The organism is Amycolatopsis sp. 195334CR (assembly GCF_017309385.1).
GTDB lineage: Bacteria > Actinomycetota > Actinomycetes > Mycobacteriales > Pseudonocardiaceae > Amycolatopsis.
In genome coordinates this window covers 105680-121667 of record NZ_JAFJMJ010000002.1, presented here as the reverse complement: position 1 = coordinate 121667, position 15988 = coordinate 105680, and the positions used below count along the sequence as shown (strand labels likewise).

Genomic DNA, 15988 nt, shown 5'->3' with positions numbered 1-15988 from the left:
CTATCCCGCCGCCACGCGCCACACGGTGTTCCCGGCGTCGTCCGCGACGAGCAGCTCGCCCGTTTTGGTACCGATCACCCCGACCGGGCGACCGTAGGTGTCCGCATTGTCCGGGTCCGGCTTGAACCCGGTGAGGAAGTCCTCCGGCGGACCGCTCGGCATGCCGTCGCGGAACGGCACGAAGTTGACCGTGAAGCCCACCGAGCGCCCGCGGTTCCACGAACCGTGCTCCCCGATGAACGCCCCGCCGCGGAAGCGTTCCGGGAAGGTGCTGCCGCGGTAGAAGCCCAGGCCGAGCGGTGCGGTGTGCGCGCCGAGGGAGTAGTCCGGGACGAGCGAGCCCGACACCAGGTCCGGCCGCTGGGGTTCGACCCGGTCGTCCACCCGCTGGCCCCAGTAACTCCACGGCCAGCCGTAGAAATCGCCGTCGCGCACGCGGGTGAAGTAGTCCGGCGGGGCGTCGTCGCCGAGCATGTCCCGTTCGTTCACCACCGTCCACAATGTACCGGTCTGCGGTTCGAAGTCGAGGCCGTTCGGGTTGCGCATGCCCGAGGCCAGCACCCGCTCCCCGGTGCCGTCCGGGTTGACCTCCAGCACCATCGCGCGCCGGATCTCGTTGTCCAGCCCGTTTTCGGCGATGTTGCTGCCGGAACCGACGGTGATGTACAGCTTCGAACCGTCGGGCGCGGCGACCACGTTGCGCGTCCAGTGGTTGTTGTACCCGCCCGCCGGCAGGTCCAGGATCTTCTGCCCCGGGGCGCTGACGCGGGTTTCCCCGCTCCGGTAGGGGTAGCGCCACACGCTGTCGGTGTTGCCCACGTACAGCGATTCGCCGATCAGCGCCATGCCGAACGGCTGGCTGAGGTTCTCCAGGAAGGGCGTGCGAAATTCGGCGGTCCCGTCGCCGTCGGCGTCGCGCAGCAACGTGATGCGGTTCGCGCTCTGCTTGCGCGATCCGTCGTTGCCGCGCACCAGGTCGAACAGCGAGTCGAACAGCGAACTGGCCGGTGTGGTCGCCGATTCGGCGGCGAGCACGTCACCGTTGGGCAGCTGGTAGAGCCAACGGGGGTGGTCCAGCCCGGCGGCGAACCGGGTGACGGTGAACCCCGGCGGCGCGATCGGTGCCTTGTCGTCGGGCCAGCCGATCACGTTGGCCGCGTTGACCGTCGGAATGGTCTGCTCGTCGGGCGCCGCGACCTGCGGGTTCGAGCCCAGTCCCGCCGGGTCGGGCGGATCGCCGCCGGGATCGAGCGCGTACGCCGCCACCCCCACCAGCAACGCCACCACCAGCACGAAGCCCAGCGCCACCCAGCCGAGCCGCCGGCGGAGCCGCCGCTTCGGTTTGCCGTCCTCCGGCATGTCCGCCTCCTTGTCCGTTTTGCCCTGCTCGGTCCAGCTTGGCCGACGCGGCGGCGGACGGCATCTGTCAGATCGACTGGCCGAAGACCAGATCGAGCTGCGCGGCCAGTGCCGCGCGGGCGGTGTCGACCGGGTGGTAGCCGGACACGACGTAGGCGGACAGGCCGGTGGCCAGCCCGAGCAGGTTGATGGCGACCAGCTGCGGCTCGGCCAGTCCGGCCTCGGCGAGCAACTCGGTGAGCAAGGGGTGCAGTTCGTCCGGCCCGGCGGCGTGCGGTTGCGCGGCGAGCGCCGGATCGGTGAGGGCGAGCGCGGCGTACGCGGCGTGGACGCAGTAGAGGTCGGTGCTCTCCTCGTCGGCCGGGAGCAGTTCGGTGAGGATCGCGCGGACGCGCTGCTCGGGGTCCGGGTCGTCCAGCCGCCGCAGCCGTTCGGTGATGCGCTCGCGCACGTACACCAGCCCGCCCTGGAGCAGCTTTTCCTTGGTCGGGAAGTAGTACTGCACGAGGTTCAGCGAGACCCCGGCCTCGGCCGCGACCTCGCGGAACCCGGTCGCGTGCAGGCCGCGGACCCGGGCGCAGCGCACCAGCGCGGCGGCGAACTCCCGCTTCCGCTGCTCGTGGTCGACTCGCTTCGGCACGTTTTTATAGTACCACGGTACGATAAAAACCATGATTCCGTCGCGCACCTGGAAGATCGCCGCCGTCACCGGGCTCGGCGCGCTGCTCGCGATGCTCGACTCGACCCTGGTCAACCTCGCCGTCGAAGCCGTGCGGGCCGATCTCGGCAGCACGCTGCCGGTGGTGCAGTGGATCGTCACCGGCTACCTCGTCGCGCTGGCGGTCTCACTGCCCGCGTCCGGCTGGCTGGGCGGCCGCTTCGGTTACGGTCGCGTGTGGACGGTGGCGCTGGCGGTTTTCGTGGCGGCTTCGGTGTTGTGCGCGCTCGCTCCCGGTGTGCTCGCGTTGATCGCCGCGCGGGTGCTGCAGGGCCTGGCCGCCGGGTTGCTGGTGCCCGCCGGGCAGGCGGTGCTCGGCGCGGTCGCCGGGCCGGAGCAGCTCGGCAGGCTGATGGGCGCGCTCGGGGTGGTGATCAGCCTCGGCCCGGCGATCGGACCCGCGCTCGGCGGGTTGTTGCTGGACTTGACGTCGTGGCGGTGGTTGTTCTGGATCAACCTGCCGATCGGGGTGTTCGCGCTGCTCGCCGCCCGCGGGCTGGTCCCGCCGGGCGATCGGGACCACGGCCGTCCGCTCGATCGGATCGGGCTCGCGCTGCTGGGCACCGGGCTACCCCTGCTGCTCTACGGCGCCACTTCGCGCTCGGTGCTGTTGCTGCTGCTCGGCGGCCTGCTGATCGCCGCGTTCACCCGCACCGCGCTGCGCACCCCGCGGCCGCTCGTCGACCTGCGGCTGCTGCGCGATCGCCGGTTCACCGCGGCCACCGTCACCACCGGGTTCACCGGCGCGAACCTGTACGGCGGCCTGCTGCTCCTGCCGTTGTTCCTGCACCTGGAAGTAGGCCTGGGCAGCACGGCGACCGGGCTGCAGCTGCTCGCGATGGGGCTGGGCAGCGCGGGCGCGCTGTACCTCGGCGGCGCGCTGACCGATCGGCACGGCGCGGGGCCGGTCACGCTCGCCGGTGCCGTCCTGCTGGTGGTGACCACATTGCCGGTCCTGTTGCCGCTGCCGATTCCGGTGCTGACGGGGTTGCTGGTGGTGCGGGGTGCCGGACTGGCGCTGGCCCAGCTGCCCGCGACGACGGCCGCCTACGCCTCGGTCACCGCCGACCGCCTCGGCGACGCGACCACGCTGGTCAACATCGTGCAGCGGGCGGGCGGCGCGATCGGCGCGGCCGGGGTGGCCGTGCTGGTCACCGGGGCGGGCACCGACTGGGCGTTCGGCGCGCTGGCCCTGCTTTCCGGGCTGACCGTGGCCAGTGCGGCCGTTCTGCACACCGCGGGCCGGTGAATTTGGCATATTCGCAGCCATGACCGAGGAGCACCCCGCCCACGCCAGCCTGTACGGACTGCAGGCCGGTGACGCGTTCGGCGCGCAGATCGTGCTGCCGGGCGACCACCCCGACGTCGTGGGGCGCGTGCTGCCGCGGGCGCCGTGGTCGTGGACCGACGACACGGAGATGGCCTGCTCGGTCTTCGCCGTGCTGGCCCGGCACGGCCGCATCGACCAGGACGACCTGGCGTGGCACTTCCAGCACCACTTCGATCCCGACCGGGGGTACGGGTCGGGGGCCGAACGGGTGCTGCTGCGGTACCGGCGCGGCGAGTCGTGGCGGGAGGTCGCGCCGTCGGTGTTCGGGAACGGGTCGTGGGGCAACGGTGGCGCGATGCGGGTGGCCCCGCTCGGCGCCTGGTTCGGCCCGGACCTGGACACCGTGGCCGCCGAAGCCGCGCGTTCGGCGGAGGTGACGCACGCGCACCCGGAAGGCGTCACCGGCGCGGTTGCGGTGGCCCTCGGGGCGGCTTTCGCTTGCACCACGACGCTTTCAGGCGGTGACCTGCTGCACGCGGTGGCCGCGCGGTTGCCCCGCAGCGAGGTCCGCCGACGGCTGGAGGCAGCCGCCGGGCACGGCGGCCCGGCCGACGAGGTCGCGCGGGAACTGGGCAACGGACGCGAGGTGAGCGCCGCGGACACCGTGCCGCTCGCCCTGTGGCTGGCCGCCCACCACTTCGACGACTTCGTCGGTGCACTGTGGACAGCCGCACGCGTCGCCGAAGACATCGACACGGTGTGCGCCATGGTCGGCGGGGTGATCGCCGCGCGGGGTGGGAGCGGGGTGATCCCGCTGGACTGGTGGAATTCGTGCGAGCCGCTACCCGCCTGGTTCACGAACCCCGTACCGCAGCAGTGAAGCTGCCTCCGCGCCGGTGAATCCGCTCGCCGCCGAGCGAACCCACCGTGACCGGGGCATGCCGTCCTTCACCCCACCGGTGAGCCTTCCGCTCACCCTCTTACCGTCACCCTGAGTCGCTGCTACGTTACGCTTCCATGACGACCGCTGTCGCGCAGGATCGGCTCACCCAGCGTTTCGAGAAGTGGGACACCAACGGGGACGGCGCCCTCGAACTCGCCGACTTCCGGGAAGAGGCGCACCTGATCGCCGAGGCGTTCGCCAAGGGCGAGGCGTCACCGGAGACCAGGGCGTTGATGGCCGCGTTCACCGGATTGTTCGACTACCTCACCTCCCAGGCAGGGGCGCGTGACTCGCTTACGCGGGAGCAGTTCCGCGTGGTGACCGAGCGCCTCATCTTCGAGGAGGGCGAGGCCGCCTTCAACCGCGTGATGGGCCCCGTCGTCGACGGCGTGATCGGCATGTGCGACGACAACCACGACGGCCACATCGACGGTGACGAGTTCGCCATCTGGCTGGGCGCCCTCGGCGTAGAGCAGGAGGAGGCACGCACCGCCTTCGCCCGGATCGACTCCTCGGGAGACGGCCTGCTCTCCACCGCGGAACTCCTCGCCGCCGTCCGCGACTTCCACTTCGGCAGGCTGGACCTCCCGCTACTGGGCTGAGCGACCGCCTCAGGCGCGCCGGGCGGGAGCCCGCACCCGGGCGAAGGCAAGCACGATGCGCGAGACCGCTCCCGCGAAGGCGTCCAGGTCGGCGAGGTCCACGTACTCGCCGCGGGTACGGGGAGTGCCCGGCCCCAGCACCGCGGTGAAGGCGCCGGGCACCCCGTCCATCCAGATGGCGTCGCAGCAGGGGGCGGTGGGCTGCGAGGTCAGGCCGGCGTGCGTGGTCAGCAGGTTCTCCGCCCACCGGTCACCGCCGTTGAGGCAGGGAAGGCCGCGCTTGGGCCAGTCCAGGTCCGTGCTCTCGGCAGGGTTCGTGCGCCCGAACTTGGCGCCGAAGGAATCCTGCCCCGCGCGGAACAGGCGTTCGACCTCGCCCGCCAGCTCCGCGCCTTCCGCGGCCGACGAGTACGTCAGGGTCAGCAGGAACTCACCACCGCCGTCCGGGTCGGTGCGCAGGCCGGTCACGCGGCACCGAGCGCCGCCGCGAAGTGCTGCGCCAGGAATCCCAGCAACACCGAGGCGTCGTGCTCGGCGTCCGCGCGGACGCGGGCGGTCATCTCGGCCGGTGCGCTGGTCACGTAACGGAGTCCGGTGGGCGCGCAGAAAACGTTGAGCCTCCCGTGAAATCCCGCGTCGATCAGGCGCCGCGTCCCGATCCGGCCCAGCGCACCCCCGCCCGCACCGGGCACCACCTGCAGCACCACCCCGACGTCCCGCCCGACCGCCGGGCTCAGCTGGAGCGCCTGGCGCACCCCGGCCAGCAACGCCACTGCCGGCCCCTTCGCGTCGACCGCGCCCCGCCCGGTGAACCGGCTGCCGTCGAACGCCACCGGCTCCGGCCCGGCAGCCGTGTCCAGGTGGACGTTGACCATGATCGTCGCGCCGAACGGCAGCGCCCGCCCCAGTCGCAGCACCAAACTCGGCTGCCCGGCCAGAAAGCCGGGCGTCCCCGCCGCGGCACGGACGACGGCGGGCACATCGTCGCGCAGCACGTCCGCCGGCCGCGCGCAGTCGTGCCGGGCCGTCCGGAAGCCGACGGCCCGCGCCGCCTCCGCGTAGGCGGTCTGCGCCTGCCACAACTGCGTGGGCCCGCCGGCTTCGAGCGGGCTGGTCGTCGGTGTGCGCAGCAGCCGCAGCAGCAGGTCGTGGTCGGAAGCGAGCAGCAACCCGCTCACCGCGGGATCTCCACGCCCAGCCGTTCCAGCGCCCGCCCGGCCGAGACGAACGCGTCGGCCGCCGTGTCGCCGACCACCTTTCCCTGCCGTGGCACCACGTTCAGCTGCGGTTCGAGCGAGAACGCGCCCCGGTACCCGTGCGCCAGCAGCAACCGCAGCGAGTCGGCCACCCGCGCCTCGCCCTGCCCGGGCAGGCAGAACCGCGCCACCCCGTCGACCACCACCGCGTCCTTGACGTGCACGTGCTCGACGTGGTCCACGACCTCCGCGAGCAGATCGTGCCCCGAGTACCCGTGCACGACGCCGTTGCCCGTGTTGTACAGCAGCCGCAGGTTGCCGACGGTGGTGACCAGTTCGAGGGCGCGTTCGGCATCGGCCCCGGCCCAGCCGGAGCAGTTCTCGTGCAGCAGCACCACATCCACCTCGGCGGCGCGCTCGGCCAGCCGCCGCACCCGGTCGAGCACCCTGGCGCGCCACTCGCCCTCGGGCAGTTCGGTGTTCGGGTAGGACATGATCCGGATGAACCGGGTGTCCAGCGCCAGGCACCAGTCGATCAGCTCGTCGAGTTCGTACAGTTCACGGGCGAACGGCACGGTGATCGGCCGCGCCCAGTTGCCGATCCGCGAGTCGAGGCAGACCACCTCCACCCCGGCGTCGCGGATCGCCTTCTCGACCCGCCGGAGCCCGTCCAGGCCCAGGTCGGCGATCGCCCGGCCGTCCACGCTGCGCAGCTCCAGCTGCCGCCAGCCCAGCCGCCGGATCGCGGTGACCTGGGCCTGGAGTCTCGCGCCCGCCTCGTCGCCGATCCCGGCGAACGACAGTTCACGGCGCATGCGACGCCACCAGCCCGCGTCGCGCGCACCGCTCCTTCGCCTCGATCAGCAACCGCGCGGCCCGTTCGTGCAGGTCGATCCCCACCGGCTTCCCGGCGCGGAAAGCCCGGTAGGTGCGCAGGAAGAACGCGGTCAGCGCGTCGTCGCGGAACACCTCCCGGTCGCTCCGGTGCGGCGACACCACTTCCAGCTGCGCGTGGTCGTCCTCGGCGCTGAGCGGGTAGTGCCCGGTGACGATGCCGTGGTCGAGGCTGAGCGAGATGCTGCGCTCGTGGATCGGCGAGGTCAGGTCCGACCGCAGCCTGGTCAGCACCCCGCCGTCGTGCCGCAGGGTCAGCGAAGCGCCGCCGAGCCGCGGGATCTCCCGCTCGCCGCAGGTCATGTCGGACCACTCCGCGTCGACCAGCTCGGCGGGCCCGGCCAGCCGCAGCGCCACCGGCACCGCGTCCGGCAGCTCGACCTCGCACGCGTTCGTGTGCTCCGAAGTGGTGAGCGAGCGGTGGAACCGGGGCTGGTGCTGGTTCACCGTCACCAGGCGCAGCGCGCCGAACTCGCCGGAACGCGCCAGTTTCGCCAGCCGTTCGGTGAGCCCGGCCGCCAGCCACGGCGCCACCACCGCGATCTCCAGGCCGTACCGGCGGCGCACCACGCCGATCCGGTCGAGCTCGCGGCGCCCGGCACCGAGCGGTTTCTCCACCACGAACCGGCGGAACCCGTTGCGCACCAGTTCTTCCAGCAGGGTGAGCCGCGAACCCGGCGGGGTGCACAGGTGAGCGACCGCCGATCCGGGGTCCACCAGCGCCATCGCCTCGCCGAGGTCACCGGTGACCCGGACCCGGGGCAGGTGCGGCAGTTCCACCGGCCGGGGGTCGTGGGCAACGATCGGGTGATCGGCGAACACTCCCGGCAACCCGGCTTCGGTGATCCGGGTGAGCGCCGGGAGGTGCCGCGCGGCGCCGGCCCGGCCCAGCCCGAGCACCAGCGTTTGCAGCATGATTCTCGTCTCGTTCGGGGAAGGCTGTCCGTCGTAATATCCGCCGCGGCTCCCTCCACCGTCGAGAACCGTGGTGGAAAACTGACCGCAAAGAGTGAAAACCGGCCCGGTTACCATTCCTCCCTTTTCGCCACCAAGCCGCTCAGCTACTTTCGGTACGTGACAGTGCAGCGGAGCGTGATGGTCGACGATCGGGCGGAAACCCTTGCCGAGCTGCACTTTTCCAGAAGAACCCGGCCGGCCGGAATGTCGCTCGATCGGCGCAATCCGAATACCGCGGCCGCCCGGGGGACACGATGACCAGGAGCCAGGACCGGCTGCTCGCCCAATGGCGGGCGGAACCGATCCGCGAGAGCAAGGTCCGCAGTTGCCTCCGGCTCGCGAGGCTCGGCACCTTCGCCACTTACCTGAGCCCGTTCGTGGTGTTCACCGCGCTCCTGGGCACGACGGCGCAGTTCAGCGTCAGCGTTTTCGCCATGCTGCTGTGCTTCACCGCCGGTGGGAGCTGCCTGCTGGCCTCCTTCGGCCACGACCCCGGCGAGCACCGGCCGCCCTTCGCGCTGACCTCGTCGGAGGTGCGGTGGTTCGGCTGGGGTGCGGCGTTCGCGGGCGTGCTGCTGTGGACCACGGCCGTCCTGATCAGCCCGTTCAGTCCAGTGTGGACGATCGTGCTGATCGCACTGACCGCCACCCCCGCCGTGGTCGAACCCGGGCTCCCGGAGCCGTTGGTCGCCGTGCTCGGCGGCGTGGTGGTGCTGGCGCCCTACGCGCTGGCCACCGGCACGCTGCACCCGTTCGTCGTGGTGCAGGCGGTGGTCTTCGGCCTCGGCACCCTGCTGGCCCGCGGTTACGCCACGGGTTCACCGAACACGCGGCTCGTCGCGGTGCTCGCCCCGGCGGAGTTCCTGGCCGGCGCGATCGGCTCGCTGCTCGGTGCCGCGCCGTGGTGGTTCGTGGTGGCGATGGCACCGGCGACCGCGTTGCGCGCCCTGCAGTACCACCGCTTCCGGACGGGCGACCTCGAGACCGCGCGAGCACTGGGCTTGCGCGCGCACCGGCTTTCCGCGCTGCTCATGGTGTTGTCGAACCTGCTCGTGCTGGCGCTCGGGTGAGCGGCACGCCGGACGTGGCGGTGGTGGGCGCGGGCATCGCCGGGCTGACCGTGGCGCACGAACTGCGGCGGGCCGGGCTCTCGGTCCGGGTGTTCGAGGCGTCCGGGCAGGTCGGCGGGCGGATGGCGACCATCCGCCACCAGGGCTACACCATCGACACCGGCACCGAGCAGATCTCCACCGAGGGTTACCGCGCCACCTGGGAACTCCTGCGCCGCACGGGTTTGCCGATCGCGGACGTTCCCGCGATCCGGAGTTCGACGGGCATCTGGCGCGACGGCCGTGCCCAGCCCGCCCTCTCCGCGCTGTCGCTCCGCGCGCGCTGGCAACTGACGCGGTTGCTCCTGCGCGCCAGAAGACAAAGACGTGACTACGACACGGACCGTCCAGAAGGGACACCGCTCGGTTCGGCCACGGTCACCGAGTTCACCGAGCGTCTCCACCGCGATCTGCACGACTACCTGGCGCAGCCACTCGGCGCGCACTTCTTCGGCTGGCGGCCGGAAAACTCCGCTATCGCCCCGATGGCCTGCCTGCTGCTGGCGACCGGTTCAGCTGGCATGTCTACGACGTGGCGCACCTGCACCGACGGCATGGACACCCTCGCGCGACACCTGGCCGCCCAACTGGACGTCGAAACGGATCATCCGGTGGACGAGGTGGTCGCCGACGGCTCCCACGCCAGGGTGACCACCGCGGCAGGCACCTTCCACGCGCGGGCGGCGGTGCTGTGCGTACCCGCGCCCGTCGCGGCGGCACTGCACGCCAACCCCGATCCGGCCGCCGAACCGTACCTCGCCGCGTGCTCGTTCACCCCGATGCTCAAGCTCAGTTGCCTGCTGGACCGGCCGCTCGCGCTGAAGGCGAACCGCCCGCTGCACGCGTTGCTCACCCCGGCCGCCGAGGAATCCGTGTTGTCCGGCGTCGTCGTGGACCACGAGAGGCACGGATCCCGGGCACCGGACGGACGCGGCCTGGTGAGCCTGCACGCCGCTCCCCCAGTGGCCGCCGAACTGATCGATGCTCCGGAGGGCGATATCGTGCCGCGCCTGCTCGGGGCCGGCGAACGGTTCCTGCCCGGCCTGGGCGTGGCCACCGGCGAACCCCTGATCCACCGGTTCCGCCACGGCCTGCCCGAGGCGACCCCGGCGGCACTGGCCCTGCGTGCCGGTTTCGAGGCGCGGCCGGTCGGCCCGGTCGACTACGCGGGTGACTGGATCTCCTTGCACCCCAGCAGCGAAGGCGCGATCCGCGCCGGGGCGCTGGCCGCGTCGAGGGTGCTGCACCACTGCCGCGCCGGCGTGAAGGAGACGGTATGAGGCCGTACGACATGGGCGTGCTGTTCGACGAGTGCGCCGATCGGGGCTACGCCACCCGCGTACGGCTCGACCGTCCTTTCGACATCGCGCCGGACGGCGGGATCGACTACGGCGCGGGAGAACTCGCCGCGCTGGTGGCCGAAGTGTCGGGCTGGCTGGCCGCGGCGGGCACCCGGGCCGGTGACCGGGTCGCGGTGCTCAAGCCGAACCACTGGGACTACGACCTGATCGCCTGCGCGGCGATCCGGCTCGGCGCGGTCCCGGCGCAGCTTTCCGCGCACCTGCCACCCGAATGGCTGGCGGAACTGCTGCGGCGGTTGAAGCCCGCGGTGCTGGTGACCACCGCCGAGCACGCCGCGCTCGGCGTGGCCTTCGCCTCCCGGGTGATCACTTTGGACACTCCGGAACCCGGCGCGATCCACGTCGACCGGGTGCGCGGGCACCGCCCGCCGCCACCACGCCGCCCGGACGAGCACGCGCCACTGGTGATCAACCACACCTCGGGCACCACCGGGCTGCCGAAGCTCGTGGTGCACTCGACCTCGACGATCGTCCGCAAGCTCGCCGGGTTGGAAGCCGTCCGGCTGCCCGCGGTCGGCATCCGCCGCGACGACACGGTCGCCAACGCCAGTTCCTACGCGCACGGCCGCACCTTCTGCTGGACGGCCGGCGTGTTCTGCCGCGCCCCGGCCCGGATCGTGATCCTGTCCGGACAGCACCCCGACGCCGCGGACGTGCTGCTCCGCCGGTATCCGCCGACCTTCGTCGAGGCACTGCCCGCCGCGTTCGCCCGGTTCCGGCCGTTGCTGTCCCGTTTGGACAATCCGTTCCGCGACGTGCGGGTGTTCCTGAGCACCTACGACGCGATGCACCCGCCGGTGGTCCGGGACTACCTGCACGCCTCCCGGCGGCGTCGTCCACTGTGGATCCAGGGTTGGGGGCAGACCGAGACCGGGCCGATCACCGTCCGCTTCCTCACCCGGAAATCGCTGGCCGTGCGCCGCGAACGGCAACCGGCCACCCGCGACCTCGGCCGGGCGATCCCGCTCCGCACCCGGCTGAAGGTGGTCGATCCGGGCACCTTCGAACCGTTGCCGCGCGGGCGGGCCGGGCTGGCGCTCACCCGGACGCCCGCGCGCTGCCTCGGTTACGTCGGGGAAAACCAGCGCTGGCAGGAGAAGCACGACGCCGGCTGGTGGAACACCGGCGACCTCGCGGTGCACCGGCGCGACGGCCGGGTGCTGCTGCTCGACCGCGAGGTGGACACCACGCCCGGGCTGAGCTGCCTGGAGTTGGAGGACGTGCTGGAGGACCGGCTGCCCGGCGTGCTCGAATGCCTGGTGCTGGCCATGCCCGGCAAGGACCCGCTGCCGGTGGTGGTCACCGAGACCGGCCGCGTCGACGCGGCGGAGTGGACCGGCGCGGTGCACGACCTGCCCGAGCTCCAGCCGCCGCGCGTGCTGACCTGGGAGGAGATCCCGCGCACCGGCACCGGGCAGGTCCGGCGGCTCGCGTTGCTGACCATGCTCACCGGCTGCGCCGAGACCCCGGGCACCGGACGGTGGACCTGACGCAGGGCGTTCCCACCTTCGGGTGAACGGCCTTTCCGGGTGCGCGGGGTCGGCGGCCCCGCGCACCCGTCGATCAGGTGGGTGCGAGGCGCCGGTCGAGCGCCGCGCAGATGCCGTCCCACAGGGCCAGCCTCGCCCGCAGCACCTCGTGCACGGTGTCGAGGCATTCCCGCCACTTCAGCTCGTCGGCACCGCACAGCTCGGTGAGCATGTGCAGGGCCGTCGGGCCGTGTCGCTCCCCGTCGGCGCCGACGTGGCGTTCGAGGTAGAGGCGGAACAGCGCCAGCCGCTCCTCCTCGGCGGCGACCTGGGCGAACATCGCCGGGACGAGGTCCTCGCGGCCGAAGGCGAAGGCCGCCGCCTGCTGGTGCACGGTGCCCTCGCTGATCAGCGACCAGGTGGTGCGCACGAACTCCGCGGCGGCGTCCGGCACACCCGCGGTGACCAAGGCCCGCGGGACCGGGATGCCGCTGCGCAGCAGACCGAGGAACTCGTCGATCGGCGCGGTGTCCGCCCCGGCCGCCGCCATCGACTGGCGGTACAGCTCGAAATGGCTGGTGAACCCGGATTCGACCGCGTCACTTTCTTCGACCAGCACGATTTCGTTGATCAGCCGCGCGCTCAGCGGTGCGTCGCGGGGGATCCACGGCACGCGCACGCAGGTCAGCCTGCCCTGCAGGGCTTTGAGCAGTGACATGAAGTCCCAGACCGCGAAGACGTGGTGCGCCATGAAGGTGGTCACGTCGGTGCGGTCGCGCAGCAGGCGGTAGATCCGGTGGCCGGTGACCTCCGCGCGAATACCGCTGATCGAGGATCTCAGCCCGTCGATTTCCCGGCCGTGGGGTATCCAGTGATATTCGGACAAAACGATCCACCAGTCCTGTCGGGGTTTGTTCCGGTGTGCGTTCTGTTCGAGAAAAGCACAGAGTTTTGGCCTTTTCCACATCTCGATAGGTCGAACCGGGCCTACTCGATCGGGGGAGGTAGGGTACCGGCGTGACAGAGCGGATCGTGGAGATCTACACCGACGGTGCGTGCAGCGGCAATCCCGGTCCGGGTGGCTGGGGCGCGGTCCTGCGGTACGGCACGCACGAGAAGGAGCTCTACGGCGGTCAGGTCGCCGAGACGACGAACAACCGGATGGAGCTGACCGCGCCGATCCAGGCGCTGGAGAGCCTCAAGCGCCCGGTCGAGGTCCGGCTGTACACCGACAGCACGTATGTTCGCAACGGGATCACGTCGTGGCTGCCGCGCTGGAAGACCAACGGGTGGCAGACGTCGGGGAAGACGCCGGTGAAGAACGCCGACCTGTGGCAGCGCCTGGAGCAGGCCGCGGCGCGGCACCAGGTGGAGTGGCACTGGGTCAAGGGACACGCGGGCCACCCGGAAAACGAACGCGCCGACCGGCTCGCGGTGAAGGGGCTGGAGGAGGCCGTCGCCGCCGGGTAGGGCCGCGGTTCGCCGATGTCGGGGGGCCTGGTAGCCACCACGCAGAGCCTGCTCGTGGGTGCGGCAGCCACCAGGTAGAGCCCGCTCGCCGGTGTTCGGTAGCCGCCGGGTCGCCCTGCTCACTGGTATCCGGCGGCCGCCGAGTTGTTCCCGGCCATCGCTCGCGGGTGACCCGTGGCTGCCCGGGCACAGGTCGCAGGCCAGCAGTCGGCCCGATCGGGCCTGGTCCCAGGCCACCCAACCACCCGCCGCCGGGTCGCCGCGCCGCCGGGGGTTACAACTCGCAGGTGGTGGCTGGGTCGATGCCTTCGGGGCGCGGCACCGTCTTCGAAGGCGGCGGCCGGTGGCCGTCGAGCCACTTCCCCATCGTCTCGAAGGCGCGCAGGAAGCACGGCCCGATCGGCCGCAGGCGCTCCGGGTACACGTCGTACAGGGCATCGGCGTGGGTGCCGTCGGTGATGCGGTAGTAGCGGTGCGGCCGCCCCTCGGTCATCCCGGCGTAGACGTCGGAGTCCCGGCTGATCGGCAGCAGGGCGTCCAGCGTGCCGTGCAGGGTGATCAGCGGCTTGCCGATCCGCCCGGTCAGCGCCACCCGTTCCACCGCCCGGTGCACCGCCCTCGGCCGCCCCGCGTAGTCGTAATCGGCGTCCGCGCCGCCGTATTCCGGGTCGAATTCCGTGCGGTAGATGCGCTGGGTCAGCCCCCAGTAGACCTGATCGTGATAGGGCCAGAGAAATTCCGAACCAGCCGGGAAACCGGCGTCGATAATGGCTTGCCGCGCCTCGGCCGAACCCGCGGAATAGGCCGGGTAATTGCGCACCGCGGCGGGCAGGAAGGTGAACAGGTTCGGGCCTTCACCGGTCCAGAGCGTGCCCTCCCAGTCCACCCCGCCGTCGTAGAGCCACGCCCGGTTCTCCAGTTGCCACCGCACCAGGTAACCACCGTTGGAGATGCCCGCCATCAACGTCCTTTGTGGAAACCGGCCGTACCGCTGCGCCACCGCCGCCTTCGCCGCGACGGTCAGCTGGGTCACCCGGTGGTTCCACTCCGCCACGGCGTCGCCCGGCCGGACGCCGTCGGTGAAGAACTCCAGGCCGGTGTTGCCCTTGTCGGTGGCGGCGTAGGCGTACCCGGCGGCCAGCACGTGGTCGGCGATCGCGCGGTCGTTGGCGTACTGCGCGCGGTTGCCCGGCGAACCGGCGATCACCAGCCCGCCGTTCCACCGCACCGGCAACCGCAGCACGAACTGCGCGTCGTGCGCCCAGCCGTGGTGGTTGTTCGTGGTGGAGGAATCCGGGAAGTAGCCGTCGATCTGGACGCCCGGCACCGCGCCCGGCCTTGGCAGCCCGGCCGAGGTGAGCCCGGCCCAGTCGGTGGGCACGGTGTGTCCCGACTCGACGGTGCCGGCGGTGGTGAGGTCGGCGAGGCAGGCGCTGACCTGCTTCGCCGCGCCCGGCACCCACGGCGCCATGCAGCCACCCGCCGCCCCAGCGGTGCCGGGCACCGTCGCCCCGGCGGTGCTGGGTAGCAGTACCGTGGCCAGGAGGGCGCCGGCCAGCGCGAGTTTCGACAGCATCCGGTGAACGTAGGCCGCGCGGCGCGGCACGACCATGTCGGCGGCCCACACAGTGCCCGGCCCGATTGTGTGCACCAGACCGTCGGTTCACCGGATGCCGCTGCATACCGTGGAAAAGATGCGAACGCTGACGATCGCCTTGACCCTGCTGGCAGCGCTGCTGACGGGAACCACCCCGGCTTCGGCGGCGAACATCGTGGAAGTGACCGGCTTCGGGAGCAATCCCGGGGCACTCAAGATGTTCCGGTACGTACCGGACGGACTACCCGCCGGACGACCCGTCGTGGTCGCCATGCACGGGTGTACGCAGAACGCGCCCGCCTACGGGGAGCAAACCGGCTGGCGCGCGCTGGCCGACAGCGGCCGGTTCAGCCTGGTCCTGCCGGAACAGCAGTCAGGCAACAACCTCAACAAGTGCTTCAACTGGTTCCAGTCCGGGGACGTCACCCGCGGCTCGGGTGAGGCCGAGTCGATCGCGCAGATGGTCCGGCGCACGCAGGCCGACACCGGTGGCACCCAGGCGTACGCGACCGGGTTGTCCGCCGGTGGCGGCATGACCTCGGTGCTGCTCGCGGCCTATCCGGACGTGTTCGCCGGCGGGGCCGTGGTCGCCGGACTCCCCCAGGGCTGCGCCACCACCATGGTGGACGCGTTCTCCTGCATGAACCCCGGCAAGGACAAGACGCCCGCGGCGTGGGGTGACAGCGTCCGCGCGGCGAGCGGGCACCAGGGCCCGTGGCCGGTGGTCAGCCTCTGGCAGGGCACGGCCGACTACACGGTCGCCGCGGCGAACCAGCGCGAGTTGGGCGACCAATGGACGAACGTGCACGGGATCTCCACCACCCCGAGCGAAACCGGCTCGGTGGCGGGCTACCCGCACGCGGTCTACCGCGACGGCGGCGGCCGGGCCGTGGTCGAGACGTACTCGATCACCGGCATGGGGCACGGCCAGCCGGTCGACCCGCCGTGCGGGACCGCCGGCGCGTACCTCCTCGACGTGAACCTCTGCGCGGCGGCGCGGATCAGTGCGTTCTGGGGAATCGGCTGACACTACTGTTCGGACC

Annotated in this window: 16 protein-coding genes; 8 read left to right on the top strand and 8 right to left on the bottom strand. The window is 71.7% G+C overall.

Features of this window, described 5'->3' with window-relative positions; translation table 11 throughout:
• Together JYK18_RS23335 and JYK18_RS23330 are read right to left on the bottom strand one after the other, a co-directional pair.
• Positions 1 to 1359 (bottom strand): sorbosone dehydrogenase family protein, encoded by a 1359-nt coding sequence (locus JYK18_RS23335; RefSeq protein WP_206804650.1) that lies wholly within the window; start codon positions 1357 to 1359, stop codon positions 1 to 3.
• A 67-nt stretch (positions 1360 to 1426) separates the two neighbouring features.
• Positions 1427 to 1999, bottom strand: coding sequence for a TetR/AcrR family transcriptional regulator (locus tag JYK18_RS23330; protein WP_206804648.1), 573 nt, complete (start codon positions 1997 to 1999; stop codon positions 1427 to 1429).
• Between the two features lie 31 nt (positions 2000 to 2030).
• On the opposite strand from JYK18_RS23330, the gene JYK18_RS23325 reads away from it, so the two are divergent.
• The 3 genes from JYK18_RS23325 to JYK18_RS23315 all read left to right on the top strand — a co-directional run bounded on the left by JYK18_RS23325 (position 2031) and on the right by JYK18_RS23315 (position 4892).
• Positions 2031 to 3326 carry a DHA2 family efflux MFS transporter permease subunit gene (locus JYK18_RS23325; protein WP_206804647.1) on the top strand — a complete coding sequence of 432 codons (1296 nt, stop codon included), beginning with the start codon at positions 2031 to 2033 and terminating at the stop codon, positions 3324 to 3326.
• A 19-nt stretch (positions 3327 to 3345) separates the two neighbouring features.
• Positions 3346 to 4227, top strand: a complete 882-nt coding sequence (locus JYK18_RS23320; protein WP_206804645.1) for an ADP-ribosylglycohydrolase family protein — start codon at positions 3346 to 3348, stop codon at positions 4225 to 4227.
• Between the two features lie 137 nt (positions 4228 to 4364).
• Positions 4365 to 4892 (top strand): EF-hand domain-containing protein, encoded by a 528-nt coding sequence (locus tag JYK18_RS23315; RefSeq protein WP_206804643.1) that lies wholly within the window; start codon positions 4365 to 4367, stop codon positions 4890 to 4892.
• Positions 4893 to 4901: 9 nt separating this feature from the next.
• Here JYK18_RS23315 and JYK18_RS48050 read toward each other — a convergent pair whose 3' ends face one another.
• Genes JYK18_RS48050 through JYK18_RS23300 form a run of 4 tightly spaced genes read right to left on the bottom strand, consistent with a single transcriptional unit; the run spans position 4902 to position 7897 of the window.
• A complete protein-coding gene (locus tag JYK18_RS48050; RefSeq protein ID WP_307796023.1) occupies positions 4902 to 5360 on the bottom strand; it encodes a hypothetical protein in 459 nt (152 codons plus the stop codon).
• Complete coding sequence (locus tag JYK18_RS48045; protein ID WP_307796022.1) at positions 5357 to 6070, bottom strand: hypothetical protein; 714 nt, start codon at positions 6068 to 6070, stop codon at positions 5357 to 5359. The genes JYK18_RS48050 and JYK18_RS48045 overlap by 4 nt, the downstream gene beginning before the upstream one ends.
• Complete coding sequence (locus tag JYK18_RS23305; protein ID WP_206804640.1) at positions 6067 to 6903, bottom strand: sugar phosphate isomerase/epimerase; 837 nt, start codon at positions 6901 to 6903, stop codon at positions 6067 to 6069. Before JYK18_RS23305 ends, JYK18_RS48045 begins: the two co-directional genes overlap by 4 nt.
• Positions 6893 to 7897, bottom strand: coding sequence for a hypothetical protein (locus JYK18_RS23300; protein WP_206804638.1), 1005 nt, complete (start codon positions 7895 to 7897; stop codon positions 6893 to 6895). Before JYK18_RS23300 ends, JYK18_RS23305 begins: the two co-directional genes overlap by 11 nt.
• A 296-nt stretch (positions 7898 to 8193) precedes the next feature.
• On the opposite strand from JYK18_RS23300, the gene JYK18_RS46825 reads away from it, so the two are divergent.
• The 3 genes from JYK18_RS46825 to JYK18_RS23290 are packed head-to-tail and all read left to right on the top strand — an operon-like array spanning position 8194 to position 11899.
• Positions 8194 to 9009, top strand: a complete 816-nt coding sequence (locus JYK18_RS46825; protein WP_242582009.1) for a hypothetical protein — start codon at positions 8194 to 8196, stop codon at positions 9007 to 9009.
• Entirely contained in the window at positions 9006 to 10328 is a 1323-nt protein-coding gene (locus JYK18_RS46820) for an NAD(P)/FAD-dependent oxidoreductase (RefSeq protein WP_307796021.1), read from the top strand. The genes JYK18_RS46825 and JYK18_RS46820 overlap by 4 nt, the downstream gene beginning before the upstream one ends.
• Positions 10325 to 11899: a class I adenylate-forming enzyme family protein gene (locus tag JYK18_RS23290; protein ID WP_206804633.1), complete on the top strand. Its 1575-nt coding sequence runs from the start codon at positions 10325 to 10327 to the stop codon at positions 11897 to 11899. Before JYK18_RS46820 ends, JYK18_RS23290 begins: the two co-directional genes overlap by 4 nt.
• Before the next feature lie 73 nt (positions 11900 to 11972).
• Here JYK18_RS23290 and JYK18_RS23285 read toward each other — a convergent pair whose 3' ends face one another.
• Positions 11973 to 12764, bottom strand: a complete 792-nt coding sequence (locus JYK18_RS23285) for a DUF3050 domain-containing protein (protein ID WP_242582007.1) — start codon at positions 12762 to 12764, stop codon at positions 11973 to 11975.
• A 131-nt stretch (positions 12765 to 12895) separates the two neighbouring features.
• On the opposite strand from JYK18_RS23285, the gene rnhA reads away from it, so the two are divergent.
• Positions 12896 to 13348, top strand: coding sequence for a ribonuclease HI (gene rnhA, locus JYK18_RS23280; protein ID WP_206804630.1), 453 nt, complete (start codon positions 12896 to 12898; stop codon positions 13346 to 13348).
• Positions 13349 to 13622: 274 nt separating this feature from the next.
• Here rnhA and JYK18_RS23275 read toward each other — a convergent pair whose 3' ends face one another.
• A complete protein-coding gene (locus JYK18_RS23275; protein WP_242582484.1) occupies positions 13623 to 14819 on the bottom strand; it encodes a tannase/feruloyl esterase family alpha/beta hydrolase in 1197 nt (398 codons plus the stop codon).
• Between the two features lie 223 nt (positions 14820 to 15042).
• Here JYK18_RS23275 and JYK18_RS23270 point away from each other — a divergent pair, with 223 nt between their 5' ends.
• Positions 15043 to 15972, top strand: coding sequence for a PHB depolymerase family esterase (locus JYK18_RS23270; RefSeq protein WP_206804625.1), 930 nt, complete (start codon positions 15043 to 15045; stop codon positions 15970 to 15972).
• The last annotated feature ends 16 nt before the right edge of the window (positions 15973 to 15988 follow it).